Origin of the sequence: Aeromonas salmonicida subsp. salmonicida, assembly GCF_001643305.1 — a bacterium.
GTDB lineage: Bacteria > Pseudomonadota > Gammaproteobacteria > Enterobacterales > Aeromonadaceae > Aeromonas > Aeromonas salmonicida.
On the sequence record NZ_LSGW01000069.1, the window covers coordinates 1 to 14,125 of the forward strand.

The 14,125-nt window shown below is 60.9% G+C and carries 14 protein-coding genes and 2 pseudogenes; 6 read left to right on the forward strand and 10 right to left on the reverse strand.

Translation table 11 applies throughout. The annotated features are described in order from the left end of the window. A pseudogene (locus AXW79_RS11575) lies at nt 1-198 on the forward strand (IS630 family transposase); the annotation flags it as partial. Between the two features lie 109 nt (nt 199-307). Here AXW79_RS11575 and AXW79_RS11580 read toward each other — a convergent pair. The 3 genes from AXW79_RS11580 to AXW79_RS11590 form a co-directional block, all read right to left on the reverse strand. Continuing rightward, on the reverse strand, nt 308-1,027 hold the full coding sequence (locus AXW79_RS11580) for a hypothetical protein (protein WP_005311095.1): 720 nt from the start codon (nt 1,025-1,027) through the stop codon (nt 308-310). A 191-nt stretch (nt 1,028-1,218) separates the two neighbouring features. Next, the gene (locus tag AXW79_RS11585; RefSeq protein WP_005311094.1) at nt 1,219-2,856 is read right to left on the reverse strand and encodes an ATP-dependent endonuclease; all 1,638 of its coding nucleotides are present in this window, start codon (nt 2,854-2,856) and stop codon (nt 1,219-1,221) included. Between the two features lie 262 nt (nt 2,857-3,118). After that, the gene (locus AXW79_RS11590; protein WP_043151092.1) at nt 3,119-4,039 is read right to left on the reverse strand and encodes a helix-turn-helix domain-containing protein; all 921 of its coding nucleotides are present in this window, start codon (nt 4,037-4,039) and stop codon (nt 3,119-3,121) included. A 122-nt stretch (nt 4,040-4,161) separates the two neighbouring features. Here AXW79_RS11590 and AXW79_RS11595 point away from each other — a divergent pair, with 122 nt between their 5' ends. Continuing rightward, nucleotides 4,162-5,079: a DMT family transporter gene (locus tag AXW79_RS11595; protein WP_005311092.1), complete on the forward strand. Its 918-nt coding sequence runs from the start codon at nt 4,162-4,164 to the stop codon at nt 5,077-5,079. 57 nt (nt 5,080-5,136) lie between these two features. Continuing rightward, nucleotides 5,137-6,024 carry a LysR family transcriptional regulator gene (locus AXW79_RS11600; protein ID WP_005311091.1) on the forward strand — a complete coding sequence of 296 codons (888 nt, stop codon included), beginning with the start codon at nt 5,137-5,139 and terminating at the stop codon, nt 6,022-6,024. Between the two features lie 48 nt (nt 6,025-6,072). Here the strand turns inward: AXW79_RS11600 and AXW79_RS11605 are convergent, their stop codons facing one another. Beyond that, nucleotides 6,073-6,852, reverse strand: a complete 780-nt coding sequence (locus tag AXW79_RS11605) for a TSUP family transporter (protein ID WP_005311090.1) — start codon at nt 6,850-6,852, stop codon at nt 6,073-6,075. A 198-nt stretch (nt 6,853-7,050) separates the two neighbouring features. Further along, the gene (locus AXW79_RS11610) at nt 7,051-7,815 is read right to left on the reverse strand and encodes a tRNA-uridine aminocarboxypropyltransferase (RefSeq protein ID WP_005311089.1); all 765 of its coding nucleotides are present in this window, start codon (nt 7,813-7,815) and stop codon (nt 7,051-7,053) included. A 165-nt stretch (nt 7,816-7,980) separates the two neighbouring features. Here AXW79_RS11610 and AXW79_RS11615 point away from each other — a divergent pair, with 165 nt between their 5' ends. Continuing rightward, nucleotides 7,981-8,394: a VOC family protein gene (locus tag AXW79_RS11615; RefSeq protein ID WP_005311088.1), complete on the forward strand. Its 414-nt coding sequence runs from the start codon at nt 7,981-7,983 to the stop codon at nt 8,392-8,394. Nucleotides 8,395-8,456: 62 nt separating this feature from the next. On the opposite strand, the gene AXW79_RS11620 is transcribed toward AXW79_RS11615, so the two are convergent. Then, nucleotides 8,457-9,446, reverse strand: coding sequence for a D-alanine--D-alanine ligase (locus AXW79_RS11620; protein ID WP_005311087.1), 990 nt, complete (start codon nt 9,444-9,446; stop codon nt 8,457-8,459). 191 nt (nt 9,447-9,637) lie between these two features. After that, complete coding sequence (locus AXW79_RS11625) at nt 9,638-10,246, reverse strand: 2OG-Fe(II) oxygenase (protein ID WP_005311085.1); 609 nt, start codon at nt 10,244-10,246, stop codon at nt 9,638-9,640. Between the two features lie 277 nt (nt 10,247-10,523). Between AXW79_RS11625 and AXW79_RS11630 the strand changes: the two genes are divergently transcribed. Beyond that, nucleotides 10,524-11,000, forward strand: a complete 477-nt coding sequence (locus AXW79_RS11630) for a glutathione peroxidase (RefSeq protein ID WP_005311083.1) — start codon at nt 10,524-10,526, stop codon at nt 10,998-11,000. A gap of 228 nt (nt 11,001-11,228) precedes the next feature. Continuing rightward, nucleotides 11,229-12,620, forward strand: a complete 1,392-nt coding sequence (locus AXW79_RS11635) for a DEAD/DEAH box helicase (RefSeq protein ID WP_005311081.1) — start codon at nt 11,229-11,231, stop codon at nt 12,618-12,620. A 71-nt stretch (nt 12,621-12,691) separates the two neighbouring features. Here AXW79_RS11635 and AXW79_RS11640 read toward each other — a convergent pair whose 3' ends face one another. From AXW79_RS11640 to AXW79_RS11650, 3 genes and pseudogenes are all read right to left on the reverse strand, one after another. Further along, nucleotides 12,692-13,138, reverse strand: a complete 447-nt coding sequence (locus AXW79_RS11640) for an acetyltransferase (protein ID WP_005311079.1) — start codon at nt 13,136-13,138, stop codon at nt 12,692-12,694. Nucleotides 13,139-13,170: 32 nt separating this feature from the next. Continuing rightward, nucleotides 13,171-13,612, reverse strand: a pseudogene (locus AXW79_RS11645) (GNAT family N-acetyltransferase). Between the two features lie 46 nt (nt 13,613-13,658). Then, entirely contained in the window at nt 13,659-13,991 is a 333-nt protein-coding gene (locus AXW79_RS11650) for a YnfA family protein (RefSeq protein WP_005311075.1), read from the reverse strand. Nucleotides 13,992-14,125 lie beyond the last annotated feature (134 nt).

The following is a 14,125-nucleotide window of genomic DNA, read 5'->3' on the forward strand; positions in this document are numbered from 1 at the left end:
CCCAAATTCTGCCTGGTATTCCAGCCAGTTTACAGTCCTTTGGTTAATCACATCGAACGGCTGTGGCACAAGTTACATGAAACCATCACGCGCAATCATCAATGCAGAGGGATGGCCAACCTGCTGGCTCGAGTGAAATACTTCATGGATACCGTGTCTCCTTTCCCCGGGAATGGCTATGGCACAGCGAAGGTGTAGAACTATTAGGATCAGTTATTTAGGCCCGGATTGCACTATTGCGGCCATCAAAAAGCCCACCCTGAGTGACTCGGGGTGGGCTTTTCTATTCATGCAGTGCGGTACGCTATCAGGTCAGCTGGTGCAGCACGCTGGTCGCAGCTATCTGGGCAATGACGAGGCCGCACAGGGCGGTGGAGACCACAACGGGCACCGTCTCTTTTTGCAGGTAGATGGGACTGAACCAGAGCAGCAGGGCTGCAATCAGCAAGATGGCCTGGGTCAACACACCGGGGATCAGGGCATCAAGCGCGGCACCATTGCCCTGCCAGCCCACCAGCACAGCCAGCCAGAGCAGGCTCAGCATGGCAGCCACCAGCCCCGCCAGTGGCAGCAACAGATTGAACGCCTGCAGACGGTGGCGGGCCCGCAGCAGCATCAGGTGTGCGAAGGCCGCCCCCAGCAAGGTCATCTGCAGCAGGCCGCTCAGCCAGCCCTGGATCTGCAGCAGGCCGACGCCATAGACCAGCGGCGGCATGGCAGGCAGCCAGAGCAGGGTGGACGGAATGGCACGCTTGCCCTCCAGCCGTGACTGGGCAAGGGACAGCACTATCCCCAGGATCAGGGCGGCGCCACCGCTCCAGACGAGCCAGCTCGCCACCTTGGCCTCCACCGCCAGCATCAGCGAGAGCCCGGTGATCACCCAGATGGAGAAGAGCTGGGCCGTGATCCGCGAGCGCTGGCCCGGGCAGAGATCACCGCGCCACAACACTATGCCGAGGGCAATGAGGGCCCCCAGCGCCATCAAACCTGTCAGGGGAAAAAGCCAAAAAGGGAGTTGGACGAACATGACGCCTCCAGCAGCAAAGATTCGGGATGCGCCTGTGGGGCGCCAGAGAAGGGGCCGAGTATACCCAAACCCAGCCCCGTCCCCAATCTCTGCAAGCGCCTTGCGAGGGATTTGACGCTCAGCACCATCTGGATGACAAGGCGGGATCACTCTTGGCCAGCATCATTGGAGACGCCGGCCAGCACAGGCCATCAGCCCTGACCGCGCGCCAGTGCCACCACCTTGGCAAACATCTGCCTGATCACAGGCGGTATATGCTCGCCGCCGAGGCGCTCCGCCTCCTCCACCACCGCCAGCGCCATGCCGGGCTTGCTGCGATGATGAATGGCCTTGTTGATGATGCGCCCGGCATTGAGGGTCGAGCGGCCACCGACCCCGGCCTCGCGCCGAAACACAGCTTCGAAGCCGTTGTGATAGAGGTAATGCTCGATATCAGCCGCCGGCAACTGGGTCAGCCGGTCTCGCTCCCGCTCCCCCTTGAGCAGCGCCCGGGCCGAGGTGGCGTATTTGATCCCCGCCTCGTCACCGTCGGTGAGCAGATGCCACTCGATGCCAAAGTCGCGCGCCACCTTGATGAGGGGCGACTGACCGCACTGGGCAAATTCGATGATGCGCACCCCTTCCGCCCGCAGGCTGTAGCCGCAGATCTGGGCCAGCTCGGAGAGCAGCCAGATCTCGGTCTCCCCCTCCACCAGCAGCCAGCAACGGGCAAACATCGACATGGGGCGGTTGATGCGCACATGAAAAGCAATCTTGCGCAAATCATCGCTGCTGTAACGCTCGCCCCCCAGCTGATGACAGACGATGTCCTGCTGGCGGCGCACCAGACGGCGCACCTGATTCAAAGGCAAGGAGGAGAGCAGGTCACCCGAATTGGTGGTCAGCAGCTTCTGGCCCGGCAGGTGCTCCAGCAGACCCCAGGCCAGCGCCATCATGGTGGGGTGCAGGCGACTCTCGGGGTCTTCCAGGATCATGATGGGCCGCGCCCCCTGTTCCAGCTCGCGGTTGCCACGGGCGTTGAGCAGGGTGGCCGCCATGCCTGCCATCGCCAATTGCAGCGCCCGGTTGTCGGCATTGCGCAGCAGCGTCTGCAGATTGCCGGGATTGCGCAGTGTCATGGGGCGATTGACGATGTCCCGCTGGCTGCGAGGCTTGTGCTTCATGGGGGCAAGGGCGTTGAAGTAGTGATCCATAAGCTGGCGCACGGCCTGCAGCGCCTCTTTCAGCTCAGCCTCACCGATGCGCTGGGGTTCGTCGATGAGCTTGTCGGCCAGCTGGCTCAACCGGTTCTGTGACAAATCCCCCCACTGCAACATCTCGACCCCGTTGCGTGCGGTGCGGGCATCCCGCAGCCGGAACACAGGGTTCATGGTGATCAGCAGGCAGACCAGTTCATGGGCATTGTCGATGGGCAGGCTCTTGCCGATGCCGTCGAGAAAATCATGGGTGGTGAGCACGGAACCATCGGCCTGCAATTCGGCACTGGCGCGGTAGTGAATACGGTGGAATTTGTCTTTGTGCTTGACCCAGGAGGCACCAAGACGGGCAAGGCGATGGGAGTGCAGACACATCTGGGGTCTGTGTTCACTGAAGGTGAGCACCAGTTGCAGATGACGGGCGGGTGCGAGCTCGGGATCTTCCGGTTGGTGAAAATCATCGCTGCTGAACTGATAGGGTTCGGCATCCTGCCCCAACAGACACCAGAGGGCGCGCAGCAGGCTGGATTTGCCCCAGGCGTTCTCACCGATGAGAACCGTGGTGTTATCCAGCCCGAGCGAGAGGCGATTTATCCCGCGAAAACCTTTGACTTCAATGCGTTCCAGAAACATGCAGCCATATCCAATCCATTCAGATGGCGCAATAGTGGCAAAGTTGCCGGAAAAAACCTATCGGGTCGTATCGATTTTCAGCGGGAACTGTGAGGCACTACGGGTTCGGGAGGGGTGGGAATACAGGTGCGATCTTGGGGAGCATTCCAGTGGCTGAACCAAAGGTGACGAGTACGGGTCTGGCGTTTGCGATAATTCAATGGGCATTCCTTTCAATGGGTAAGTGGCAGATGGTACACCTCTTTTGCCCAGAGTCTCAGCGTTATCTGTGACGAGAAGATGACAATTGTGTACGCCACTGGCCCGGCGTGATGCCAAATGCCTCGCGAAAACGATTGCCGAAATGCGCCTGGGAGGAGAAACCGCACAGGATGGCGATGCTGGCCAGGGAGTCGGATCCTGCCAGCAACTGCTTGGCCCGTTTGAGCCGCAGCCCAAGCAGATAGCGATGGGGCGGACACCCCAGACTCTGGCCAAACATGCGGGCGAAGTGATATTCGCTGAGGCTAGCCTGCTGTGCCAGCTCAGCCAGGGTAACCGGCTCGGCCAGATGGGCTTGCAGGTACTCCTGTACCCGCCGGATCACACCGGGTGCCAGGCCGCCACGTACCTCGGGCAGGCCCGGCGCCTCCCGGGTGTGGTGGCGATAAGCATGCAGCATCAGCATCCAGACGCCGTGGGAGAGCGCCATACGGTCGATGCCGTGCTGCCACTCCAGCTTCATCAACTGTGTCTGTACCAGCACGGATGCCTGGGGGTCATCGATGAAGGTCTTGTCTTCCAGCAGCAGATGGCGCCCCTCCTTGTCGCAGACCTGCTCGGCGATGCGGGTGAGATGGGCCGGCGTGAAATAGAGGTGGAAAAAACGGAACTCTTCGCGCACCAGCCACTCGGATCTGTGGTGATCCGGCATGATGCACACCTTGCCGGTGCCGCCATGGCCGCCGGGACCATCGAGGCGCTCAGTCTGCTCGCCCCCCTGCAAATAGACGCTCAGGGTATGGTGACCCGGCTTGTGATAGCGAGTCTGATCGTAGCAGTTGCGCCAGCTGGCCACCCCAAGGCCCGGCTCTAGCCAGCAGGAGTCTTCCAGCCGCGCTCCCGTGCTGACCAGTGCATCGAATACGCCCGCCTGTCTTATCTGTTGCACCTTGCTACCTCGCCCATCATGCCTTGCGGCCATCTTACCGCGCCAGCACGCCAAAGGCTGCGCCCGGCTGAAATAACCGCAAGATGGTGTAAGCCAGCACAACCTTGCCCGCCCCATGCTGTGGTCCATGCCATTCCCACTTCACCGGATGTGTTATGAATCTCCTGCTCTATCTTGCCACCGTCCTTATCTGGGGCAGCACCTGGATCGCCATCGCCTGGCAGCTCGGACCCATTCCCATCGAGGTGTCCGTGCTCTATCGCTTCCTGCTGGCGGCGCTTGCGCTGTTTGCCCTGCTCACCGTCAGCGGCCGCTTCCCGCGCCTGCCCTGGGCGGGCCAGCGCTACGCGGCCCTGCTCGGCGCCCTGCTCTTTTCCACCAACTTTCTCTGCTTCTATCATGCCACCCTCTACATACCGAGTGGCCTGTCGGCGGTGATCTTCGCCAGTGCCAGCATCTTCAACGGCCTCAATCTCTGGCTGTTCGAGGGCAAACGCCCAAACTTGCGCTGGCTGCAAGGATCCGTGCTGGGATTGTTTGGCACCCTGTTGCTGTTCTGGCCCGTGCTGGCGGATGCGCAACTGGGTGCAAACGGCTGGAAGGGGTTGCTGCTGGCCTGTGGCGGCACCCTCTGCTTCTCGCTGGGCAACCTGGTCTCTGCCCGCGGCCAGCGTCACGGCTATCACGTGCTGCAACTGGTGCCCTGGGGCATGGTATACGGCGTCGTGCTGTTGCTGGGCTGGGTCACCCTGCTCGGCCAATCCCTGACCATACCGACCGACGGCCATTATCTGGCGGCCATGCTCTATCTCGCCCTGTTCGGCTCTGTCATCGCCTTCACTGCCTACCTCACACTCGTGGGCAGGATTGGCGCCAGCAAGGCCTCCTACGCCACTGTGCTGTTCCCGCTGGTAGCGCTCACGCTCTCGACGTTTTATGAAGGGTTTGTCTGGCAGACGGTCTCAGTGGTGGGCGTTGTGATCAGTTTGCTCGGCAATCTGGTGATCTTCACCCCACCCTTGCGGGAGTGGCGCTGGCGGCCTGCCAAGGCGGTGAACGACACTTGCTCCTGACGCCATCAGCCCCTAAGGTAACGCCATTCGATATACGGTGAGACACCAGGGGCCCTAATGTTACTGGAAGGATTGGAGACACTCAGCCTGCTGGCAAGCGAGGGCACCATGGCCAAGGTGGCCAGCCGCCTCTACATCAGCCAGTCGGCGGTGAGCAAGCGCATTGGTCAGCTGGAGCTCCGCCTTGGCAAGAAGCTGATCGAGCCGGATGGCCGCCAGATCCGGCTCACCCCCCAGGCGCGGGAGCTGCTCGACCGGGTGGCACCGAGTCTCGCCGAGATGAAGGGGGTGCTGGCCGACAGCCAGACCCTCACCGACCTGACTCCCCTGCCGATCGCCTGCTCCGAAACCCTGCTGGCGGGCTACCTCGCCCGCTTCATGCACGACTATCTGGGCCGCGATCCCCATATTGCCCTCTCCACCCATCACACCCCGGTGATCCTGGCCCGGGTGCGCAGTGGCGACGCCCTGCTCGGCATCTGTGCCGGTCGGCTGCCTCCCGGCCATGGCCTGGGAGCCGAGCTATTGCTGGAGGAGCCCTTCTATCTGGTTGGAAGCGATCAGGATGAGGGGATACCGGCAGATCAGCGGCCGTTCGAGCTGGGTCAGGGGCACAGGCTCAAGATCCTGACCATGGATCTGGATAACCCCTCCAACCGCTACCTGCGCGAACCCCTGACACAATTGGGCATGGTGCCCGCCATGGAGCTGGACTCCTATCTGGCGCTGATAGAACTCGCCAAGGCAGGCATAGGCCCTGTGCTGCTGCCGGCAGGTCTGCTGGCACTGGTGGGAGAACAGGGGGAAACGGCGCGCCCCTTGCCTGGGCTGGGGCGCCCTTTGCATCTGGTCTATCGCCAGAGCAGTCTGAAGCGGGAACGCATTGCGCAGCTGGTGAGTGCGCTGCGCAGGCACTTTCATCATTTCAGCGGGTCGAGTCAATAAACCCGTGCAAGCAGTAGAGAGCACGTGGTTATAAGCAGATCTGCCGTCTCACTGGATCCAGGCAAACAGCTCGGGATACTGGCTCCACATCAATTTGGCTGACATCAGCACAGAGACGGTCACCAGCAGGGGCTTGATGAGCTTGACCCCTTTCTTCAGTACCAGTCTGGAGCCAACACGGGCACCGATAAACTGCCCCAGCGCCATGCAGAAACCAACGCTCCACACCACCTTGCCACCCAGGGCAAAAAACAGCAGGGAGGCAAGGTTGGAGGTTAAATTCAGGAGCTTGGTGTGTGCTGTGGCCCGCGCCATGCCAAAACCCGCCAGCGCCACGAAGCCGATGGCAAAAAACGACCCTGTGCCCGGGCCGAAGAAGCCGTCATAAAAGCCCACTCCACCCCCCACCAACAGCGCAAACACCATGGGGGTCAGGCGGCGTGCGCTCTCTGCATCGCTCACTCTGGGGGAGAAAAAGAAGTAGCAGGCAAACGCCATCAGCAGGAAGGGCAAGAGCCGTTCCAGAATGGCGGCGTCTATGGTCTGCACCGCCAGGGTGCCGATGGCGGCACCGATAAAGGTGCAGATCACCGCAGGCCAGATCATGGCCCACTCCAGCAACCCCTTGCGGGCATAAAACCAGGTAGCCGAGAAGGAGCCAAAACTGCTCTGCAGTTTATTGGTGCCCAGTACCAGCGCCGGCGGCATGCCGGTCGCCAGCAGGGCGGGGACGGTCAAGAGGCCACCGCCGCCGGCAATGGCATCGATAAAGCCGGCAATCAGCGCCACCCCGAACAGGGCGAGCAGGGTAAACAGTTCCAATTCCATCCATAGACCTCTCGAGACAGGGTTGCCCACAAAAGAGGGGCCCCTTGTTGAATTTGCTGTGTAAACAAGCAGGACAAGCTGACTTGGCCGCTATCCTAAAGGCCGTGGGTTCATGAGGCTAACGAAACAGTGGCAGCCAATTGATTCCTGATTTTCATCAGTCTGGTTGGTCTCGCCTTGTTTGCCCCTGCCCCGCCATCAGGCGGCGCTATCGGCCCGTTCATTCGGAACATTTCCCTTGAGTATCGCCAACGCCTGTTGCAGCTGCACTTCATCCTCACCGGGTGCGCGGCTGACACGGCCCGCCATGTAGCGACGGCTGAACAGATTGAACCAGAGCTGCAACGCTTGTCCGGCTTGCAGCTGACCGGCCACCTCCAGCACACAGGCCGCCACTTCCGCGGTACAGAGGTGTTCGTCGCAATTGGCGACCCGCATGCCATAGGTGGAGAGTGCATCCGGCTTGACCGCCAGCACGGGAAAACCATCCAGATAAGGGCTCATGTTGAACATCTTGCGCGCCTCGGGCCAGGTGCCGTCCAGCAGGATAAAGAGCGGCTTCTTGCCGGGGGCGAGCATGACCTGTTCGGTCACTCGCGCCGGGTTTTTCTCGCACGCGGGGAATACCACATAGGGCTGCCAGACGGGATCGGCCAGCAGGGCCAGCAACTCAGGATGGGGCTGGGTACGCTTCCAGAGAAAGGCCCAGGTGGTATCCGGCAGGACGTCGGCGATCAGGCGACCCGTGTTGGAGGGTTTCATGGGCTCGCTGTCATACATCAGCAGACAGAAGCCGGCCTCGGCCTTGAGCTCGGGCCGCCATTCACAGGCGCACCAGTCAGAGCGCAACTGGCATGCCTCGCAGCGGGGCACAGTGCCACCACGGGCGAGAAAAGGACGGGTGGAGATGCTCTTGCGCCATACGCGCAGGCGATTGACGGCGTGATCTGGGATTGGCTTCATGGGGGCGCGGCTCTGGCGGTGCACATTGCGGGAAAAAAGGGGGCAGATTGTAACGAGCCGTCCGCCGCGCAGCAAGGCCCCCCATCCGGGCAAGCCGGGGTGCCACGCCTCTCTATACTTGGTCGTCAACCCATGCGCCCACGCATGGGATACTGGAGGACGACGATGGCAGAACAAGATATGGCAAGAGAACATGCCCTGGCGGAAGGCACGGCCTTCACCTGGCACGAGCTCTATGTTCCGGACGCCGAGGCCGGGATCCGCTTTTATACCGAGGTGCTTGGCTGGGAGAGCCAGACCATGGCCATGGAGGGAGGCAACTACCCCATGCTGGTTGCCAATGGCAGGCCAATCGCCGGAGTACAGGCCACCCGGGGCAATCCCGAGATGGCCGGCGTACCGCCGCACTGGGCAACCTACATAGCGGTGGATGACGTGGACACCAGGGTGGCCAAAGTCAGCCAGCATGGAGGATCCGTGGTGGTGCCGGCCCTGAATATCCCGGAAGTCGGGCGCATGGCCCTGATTGCCGATCCACAAGGGGCGCATATCTGGCTGTTCACCCCGGAATCCATGTGACATCGCCAATCGCAACAACAACAGAGGGGCCCGTGGGCCCCTCTGTTGTTTTCGGCAAACCGTCAGGCGGGCTTGCGCAGGATCTGCTCGAGGTAGTGAGCAAAGCTGTGACCATGATGCTCCAGCAGTTTCGGGAACATGGAGATGGAAGTCATGCCGGGGAAGGTATTGATTTCGTTCAGCAGGATCTCGCCCTCTTCCGTCAGGAAGAAGTCGATGCGCGACAGATGTGTCAATTTGAGCTGACGGAACGCCTTGAGGGCATACTCGTGAATTGCATCGGCCTGCGCCTGGGTCAGGCCTTCGGCCTTGAGGCTGGTTGCCGTGTGGCTGGCGCTGCTGTACTTCTCTTCATAGGTGTAGAACTTGTCCTGCGGCACGCAGATCTCGCCAGGGTAGGTGGCAATCAGCTCGTCACCGTACTGGTAGACAGCCACTTCCAGCTCACGGGGCTTGACCGCTTTTTCGATCAACACCTGCTCGGAGTAACCGAAGGCATCCTTGATGCCCTGCAGCAGATCGGTTTCGTTGCTGGCGGAGTAGCAGCCCACGGAAGAACCCTGGGAGGCGGCCTTGATGAAGACCTTGCCCCACTTGGCCAGGGCGGCTTTTGCCTCGGTCAGGGCGGCGTCGTTCTGTTCGGTCAGGAACAGATAGGGTGTGTTGGGAATGCCGATGGCGGAGAGCCACAGCTTGGTGCTGATCTTGTTGAAGCAGATCTTGCTCGCCTCGGCATCGCAACCGAGATAAGGCAGGCCCGCCAGCTCGAGGAAGGATTGCAGATCGCCCGTCTCACCCGGGTAGCCGTGGATGCAGGGCACCACGTAGTCCACCGGACGGGCCACGCTGTCAAACGAGAGCAGCTTGTCCAGCCCCAGCTTGCACTCGCGGCCGTCGGCAGAGAACCAGCGGTCAGCGAACATCTCGACCCGAGTCACTTCGACACCGGGCACCAAACCGAGTTGTTGCTCAAGGAAATTGGCGCTGCGCAGAGAGACTTCGTGTTCTGAGCCACCGCCGCCGCACAGCAGCAAGACATGCATGTTCTTCATTAGATGTGATCCCTTGGGAAAAGCGGCCTCGTCATGACCATCTGATAATCCAACCGTACTGAAAAACCGGACGAAGCCAAGTGCGGGCCAGTGTAGCAAGGGAAATCAAGCCTTGTCAGCCGATGGGAGCCCCATCCGCCGACAACAGCCTGAAAAATTCCTGCCTGTGTCAAAAATTGGACGAAAAGGGCTCAGCGCGGCGGATCTACCCGCCCCATGCCGTTGCCATTGACCCGAAACCAGCCGGCTATGCTGTAACGCTCACGATTGGCGGGCAGTACCTCGTGGGGGAACTCCTCCGACAGGAACAATACCAGCCGCCCTCCCTTGGGAGAGACATCCATCAAGAGCTGCTCATCGTTGTCATAGACCCTGAGCACACCACCCGCCTCAGGTTGCCAGTCGTTGTTGAGGTAAAAAACCGAGGTGAGACGGCGGTTCGACCGACCGGCGAAAGCATCCCGATGGGTGGCATAAAAATCCCCGCTGCGATAGCGGGCAAAATGGGCCTCATAATCGAACAGTCCCAGCATCAGCATGCGGTTGGCGGTGAGGCGCAGGGACTCCATGCGACCGAGATAGTCCGCCACTGGCGCGCCAAGGGAAGGTTCCAGCCAGTGGATCTGATCACGGCGAATATCGGGATTGCCCTGATGCAGACTTTCCCGTCCAATCCCGGCCGGATGCCACGCATGGGGCAAGCAGGCTTTGAGGGCATCCACCTCAACAGCGGTTAAAAAGTCATCCACAATCACCCATCCCCGGGTGTAAATGGCATCCATGACGGCTTGATAGTCCAAGATTGGCTCGCAATAAGTGGAGAGAGGGCGCTTTTTAGCGACTTCCTGGCCTGGGCACAAACCAGTTTGCTTCTCCTGAGAAGTCCCACCATCAATACGCTATCCCGCCACAGAAGGCGCCCTTTATCGTACCGGCCTCGCCGCTCTGTGATCTGGCTCGACAAAAGGATGCATGAGGGGAGGCAAACCCGGCACTTGCTGCTTGCCTCGGGATCCCGGGCCCGTTAACGTGCATAACCACTGCCCTGAATGGGCCCCATCCTCTCTGGAGTGCACCATGTCTCTGCCCGATCTTCCCCTGCAACGCCTCGATGGTACCGAATTCTCTCTCACCGCCCTGCAAGGTCAGGTCATTCTGGTGGTCAACGTGGCCAGCCGCTGTGGTTTTACCCCCCAATACACGGGCCTGGAGGCACTCTACCAGCAGCTGGGACCCAAAGGGCTGGTGATCTTGGGCTTCCCCTGCGATCAGTTCGGCCATCAGGAGCCGGGGGATGCGGACGAAATCGCCCGCTTCTGCTCGCTGGATTATCCGGTCAGCTTCCCCATCATGGCCAAGTGCGAAGTCAACGGCGAGCACGCCCACCCCTTCTATCGCTGGCTTAAACAACAAAAACCCGGGCTGCTGGGGCTGGAAAACGTCAAATGGAACTTCACCAAGTTCCTCATCAACCGTGAGGGTGAGGTGGTGGAGCGCTTCGCCCCCCAGACCAAGCCAGAGAGCCTGCTGGACGAGATAAGCGCACTGCTCTGAGCCTCGCCAGCAGGTTGATGCGGGACCAGACTCACGCAGCGGCCCGGGCAAGTGACACGGCTGCTGCGTGCAGGCCGCACATCTGCTATATTACGCCCCCATTATCTTTTCTATGTCGTGGCTGGCTGCCCAGGTGGTCCGCTGCGTCTTATGTTGTGGCAGGCCAGGCGTTAGCGCCTGTCTGTCACTCGTTGAGCCCAAGGCTCACCTCAGGAGTCTCTCTCGAACATGTCATTTAACGAACTGGGTCTGTCACCGCACATTCTGCGGGCCGTCAAGGAATTGGGTTACGAACAGCCAACCCCCATCCAGCAGCAAGCCATTCCGGCTGTGCTGGCAGGCCAGGATGTGCTGGGCGGCGCCCAGACAGGCACAGGTAAAACGGCCGGTTTCACCCTGCCCATGTTGCACCGTCTGATGGCCAACCATGGCCGTGGTGGCCGTCGTCAGGTACGCGCCCTGGTGCTGACCCCGACCCGTGAACTGGCCGCCCAGGTGGGCGAAAGCATCATCAAGTACGCCCATCACCTGCCGTTTCGCACCCTGATCGCCTACGGCGGCGTCAGCATCAAGCCCAACCTGGAGGCCATCAAGCTCGGCGTCGACATCCTGGTCGCGACCCCGGGCCGCCTGCTGGATCTGCTGACCCAGCGCGCCCTCACCCTGACCGAGCTGGAAGTGCTGGTGCTGGATGAGGCGGATCGCATGCTCGACATGGGCTTCATCACCGACATTCGCCGCATCATGAAGGCGCTGCCGGAAGAGCGGCAGACCCTGCTGTTCTCCGCCACCTTCTCCAACGAGATCAAGGAGCTGGCCGACGATCTGCTGAAGAGCCCGACCCTGATCGAGGTGAGCCCGAGCAACAGCACGGCCGAGCAGGTCAACCAGCGCATCATCAAGGTCGACCGCGAGCGCAAGCGCGAGCTGCTCTCCCACATGATCGGCCGCAACAACTGGCAACGGGTGCTGGTGTTCGTGCGCACCAAGCAGATCGCCGACCGTCTCGCCCACCAGATGGAAAAAGACGGCCTCAATACCGTCGCCATCCACGGTGACAAGAGCCAGGGTGCCCGCAACCGGGCGCTGGCGGATTTTCGGGAAGGCAAGGTACGGGTGCTGGTCGCCACCGACATCGCCGCCCGTGGTCTCGATATCGATCAGCTGCCCCATGTGATCAACTTCGAGCTGCCGCAAGTGGCCGAGGATTATATCCACCGCATCGGTCGTACCGGCCGTGCCGGTCGTGGCGGCGAAGCCATCTCTCTGGTCAGCCAGGATGAACAGGATCAACTCAAGGCCATCGAGTCCCTGATCGGCCTCAGCATACCGAGCGAGATCCTGGCCGGTTATGAGCCGAGCGGCAAACCGACTCGCCAGACCCTGCCGGGCAGCAAGCCGGTACAAAACCCGCCGCGGGATCGCGGCCATGCCAACGCCAAGCACAATGCCAAGGCGCCCGCCAAAGGCAGCAAAGGCAAGCCCAAAGCCGATGGCAGCAAGCAACCGGCGCCGGCGCGCCAGAAGGATCGCGGTGGCGTGGACGCAGGGCTCACCCCGATGCGCCGCCTGCCCCGGGCCCAGCGCGACAGCTATCAGGACAACTCCAACGAGGAGTAAGGCCGGACATGAGCTGCCCGCACTGAAAAATAAAAAACCGCCGAAAGGCGGTTTTTTATTGGCGGGATAGATCACACCTTTTCGAAATCTGCCAGCACCATATGCAACAGCGGATAGGGCTTGCCCTGGCCATCCAGTGGCGAGCGCCCCGTCACGACGAACCCCATGCGCTGGTAGAAGCCGAGCGCCTGCACATTCTGCTCGTTGACGTCCACCCTGGTTGCCCCTTGGCGGCTGATGGCATGGGCCACCAGCAGGCGTCCGATGCCACGGCCTCTTGCCTCGGGTGCGAGAAACAGCATCTCGATATTGCCATCGTGCACGCCGCAAAAACCGGTGATACCTGTCTCGTCCCTGGCACAGACCAGATCGACGGCCGCGAAATAGTGCTCCAGGATCAGCGGCTTGAGGGCATCTATCTCCGCCTCTGGCAGAAAGTGGTGAGTGGCGCGTACCGAGGCTTCCCAGAGGCTGATCAGGGTCGAGTGATCCCGCGTCTTTGCTTGTTCAATCTTCATGACATGACTCTTGTTGTGTGGCGTGAACAGCCTTACCGGAGAGGCTCGGCTGTGCCTTTGGCATCCACTTGCTTGATGATGAATCCTTTCTCGATGCCGGCCTTGAAACCCAGCTTTTCATACAGGCGGTGGGCCGCCTCACGGCCCTCCCCCGACAGCAGCATCACCTTGTAGCAATCCTGTTGCCAGGCGATGGCCAGCGCCTGCTCGAGCACTTGCTGGCTCAACCCCTGGCGCCGAAAGCGGGCCGCCGTGATCACGTGCTCTATGATGCCAAACGGCCTGCCACCGTTGGTGAGGGTGGGGATCACCCCCAGCTGGCAGGTGGCGGCAAGCTGTCCATCCACCTCGGCGACGATAAGCCGTACATGGGATTGGGCCAGCAAGGAGGCAAGGGCCACCTCGGCTTCAACCAAGATAAAGGGTCAGCAAACCCGCTACGTCTTGTTCATTGCACGTTCTGATCACCACCATGGGGATCCTCCTGATCTTGTTCCCGATGCAGCGTCACCCATGGGCCCTAAGCCGGCCTTGGTGCAAACATGATGATGGCCATGCCGAACAGCGCCACCAGCGAACCCACCAGATCCCAGAGTGTGGGTCTGATACCGTCCACCAGCCAGAGCCAGAGGATGGCGACAAAGATATAGACGCCACCATAGGCGGCATAGACACGGCCAGCAGCGGTCGGATGCAGTGAAAGCAGCCAGGCAAACAGCACCAGACTCAAACCCGCTGGCAACAGCAGCCAGACACTCCGGCCCTGTGTCAGCCAGAGATAGGGCAGATAACAGCCGACGATTTCGGCCACCGCAGTGATCAGAAACAGCCCAATCGTTTTGAGTTCTACCATGATGTGTCTCTATCGCCCTTGCTAAACAGGCTGAATGTTAAAATAAATCATCAAGTTATGTAAGCACAGCGAAAAAAGACGGGATTGGAATGGCAAGAAGGCGAGCCTTCCCCCGCGAGCACGGGGGAAGGTGG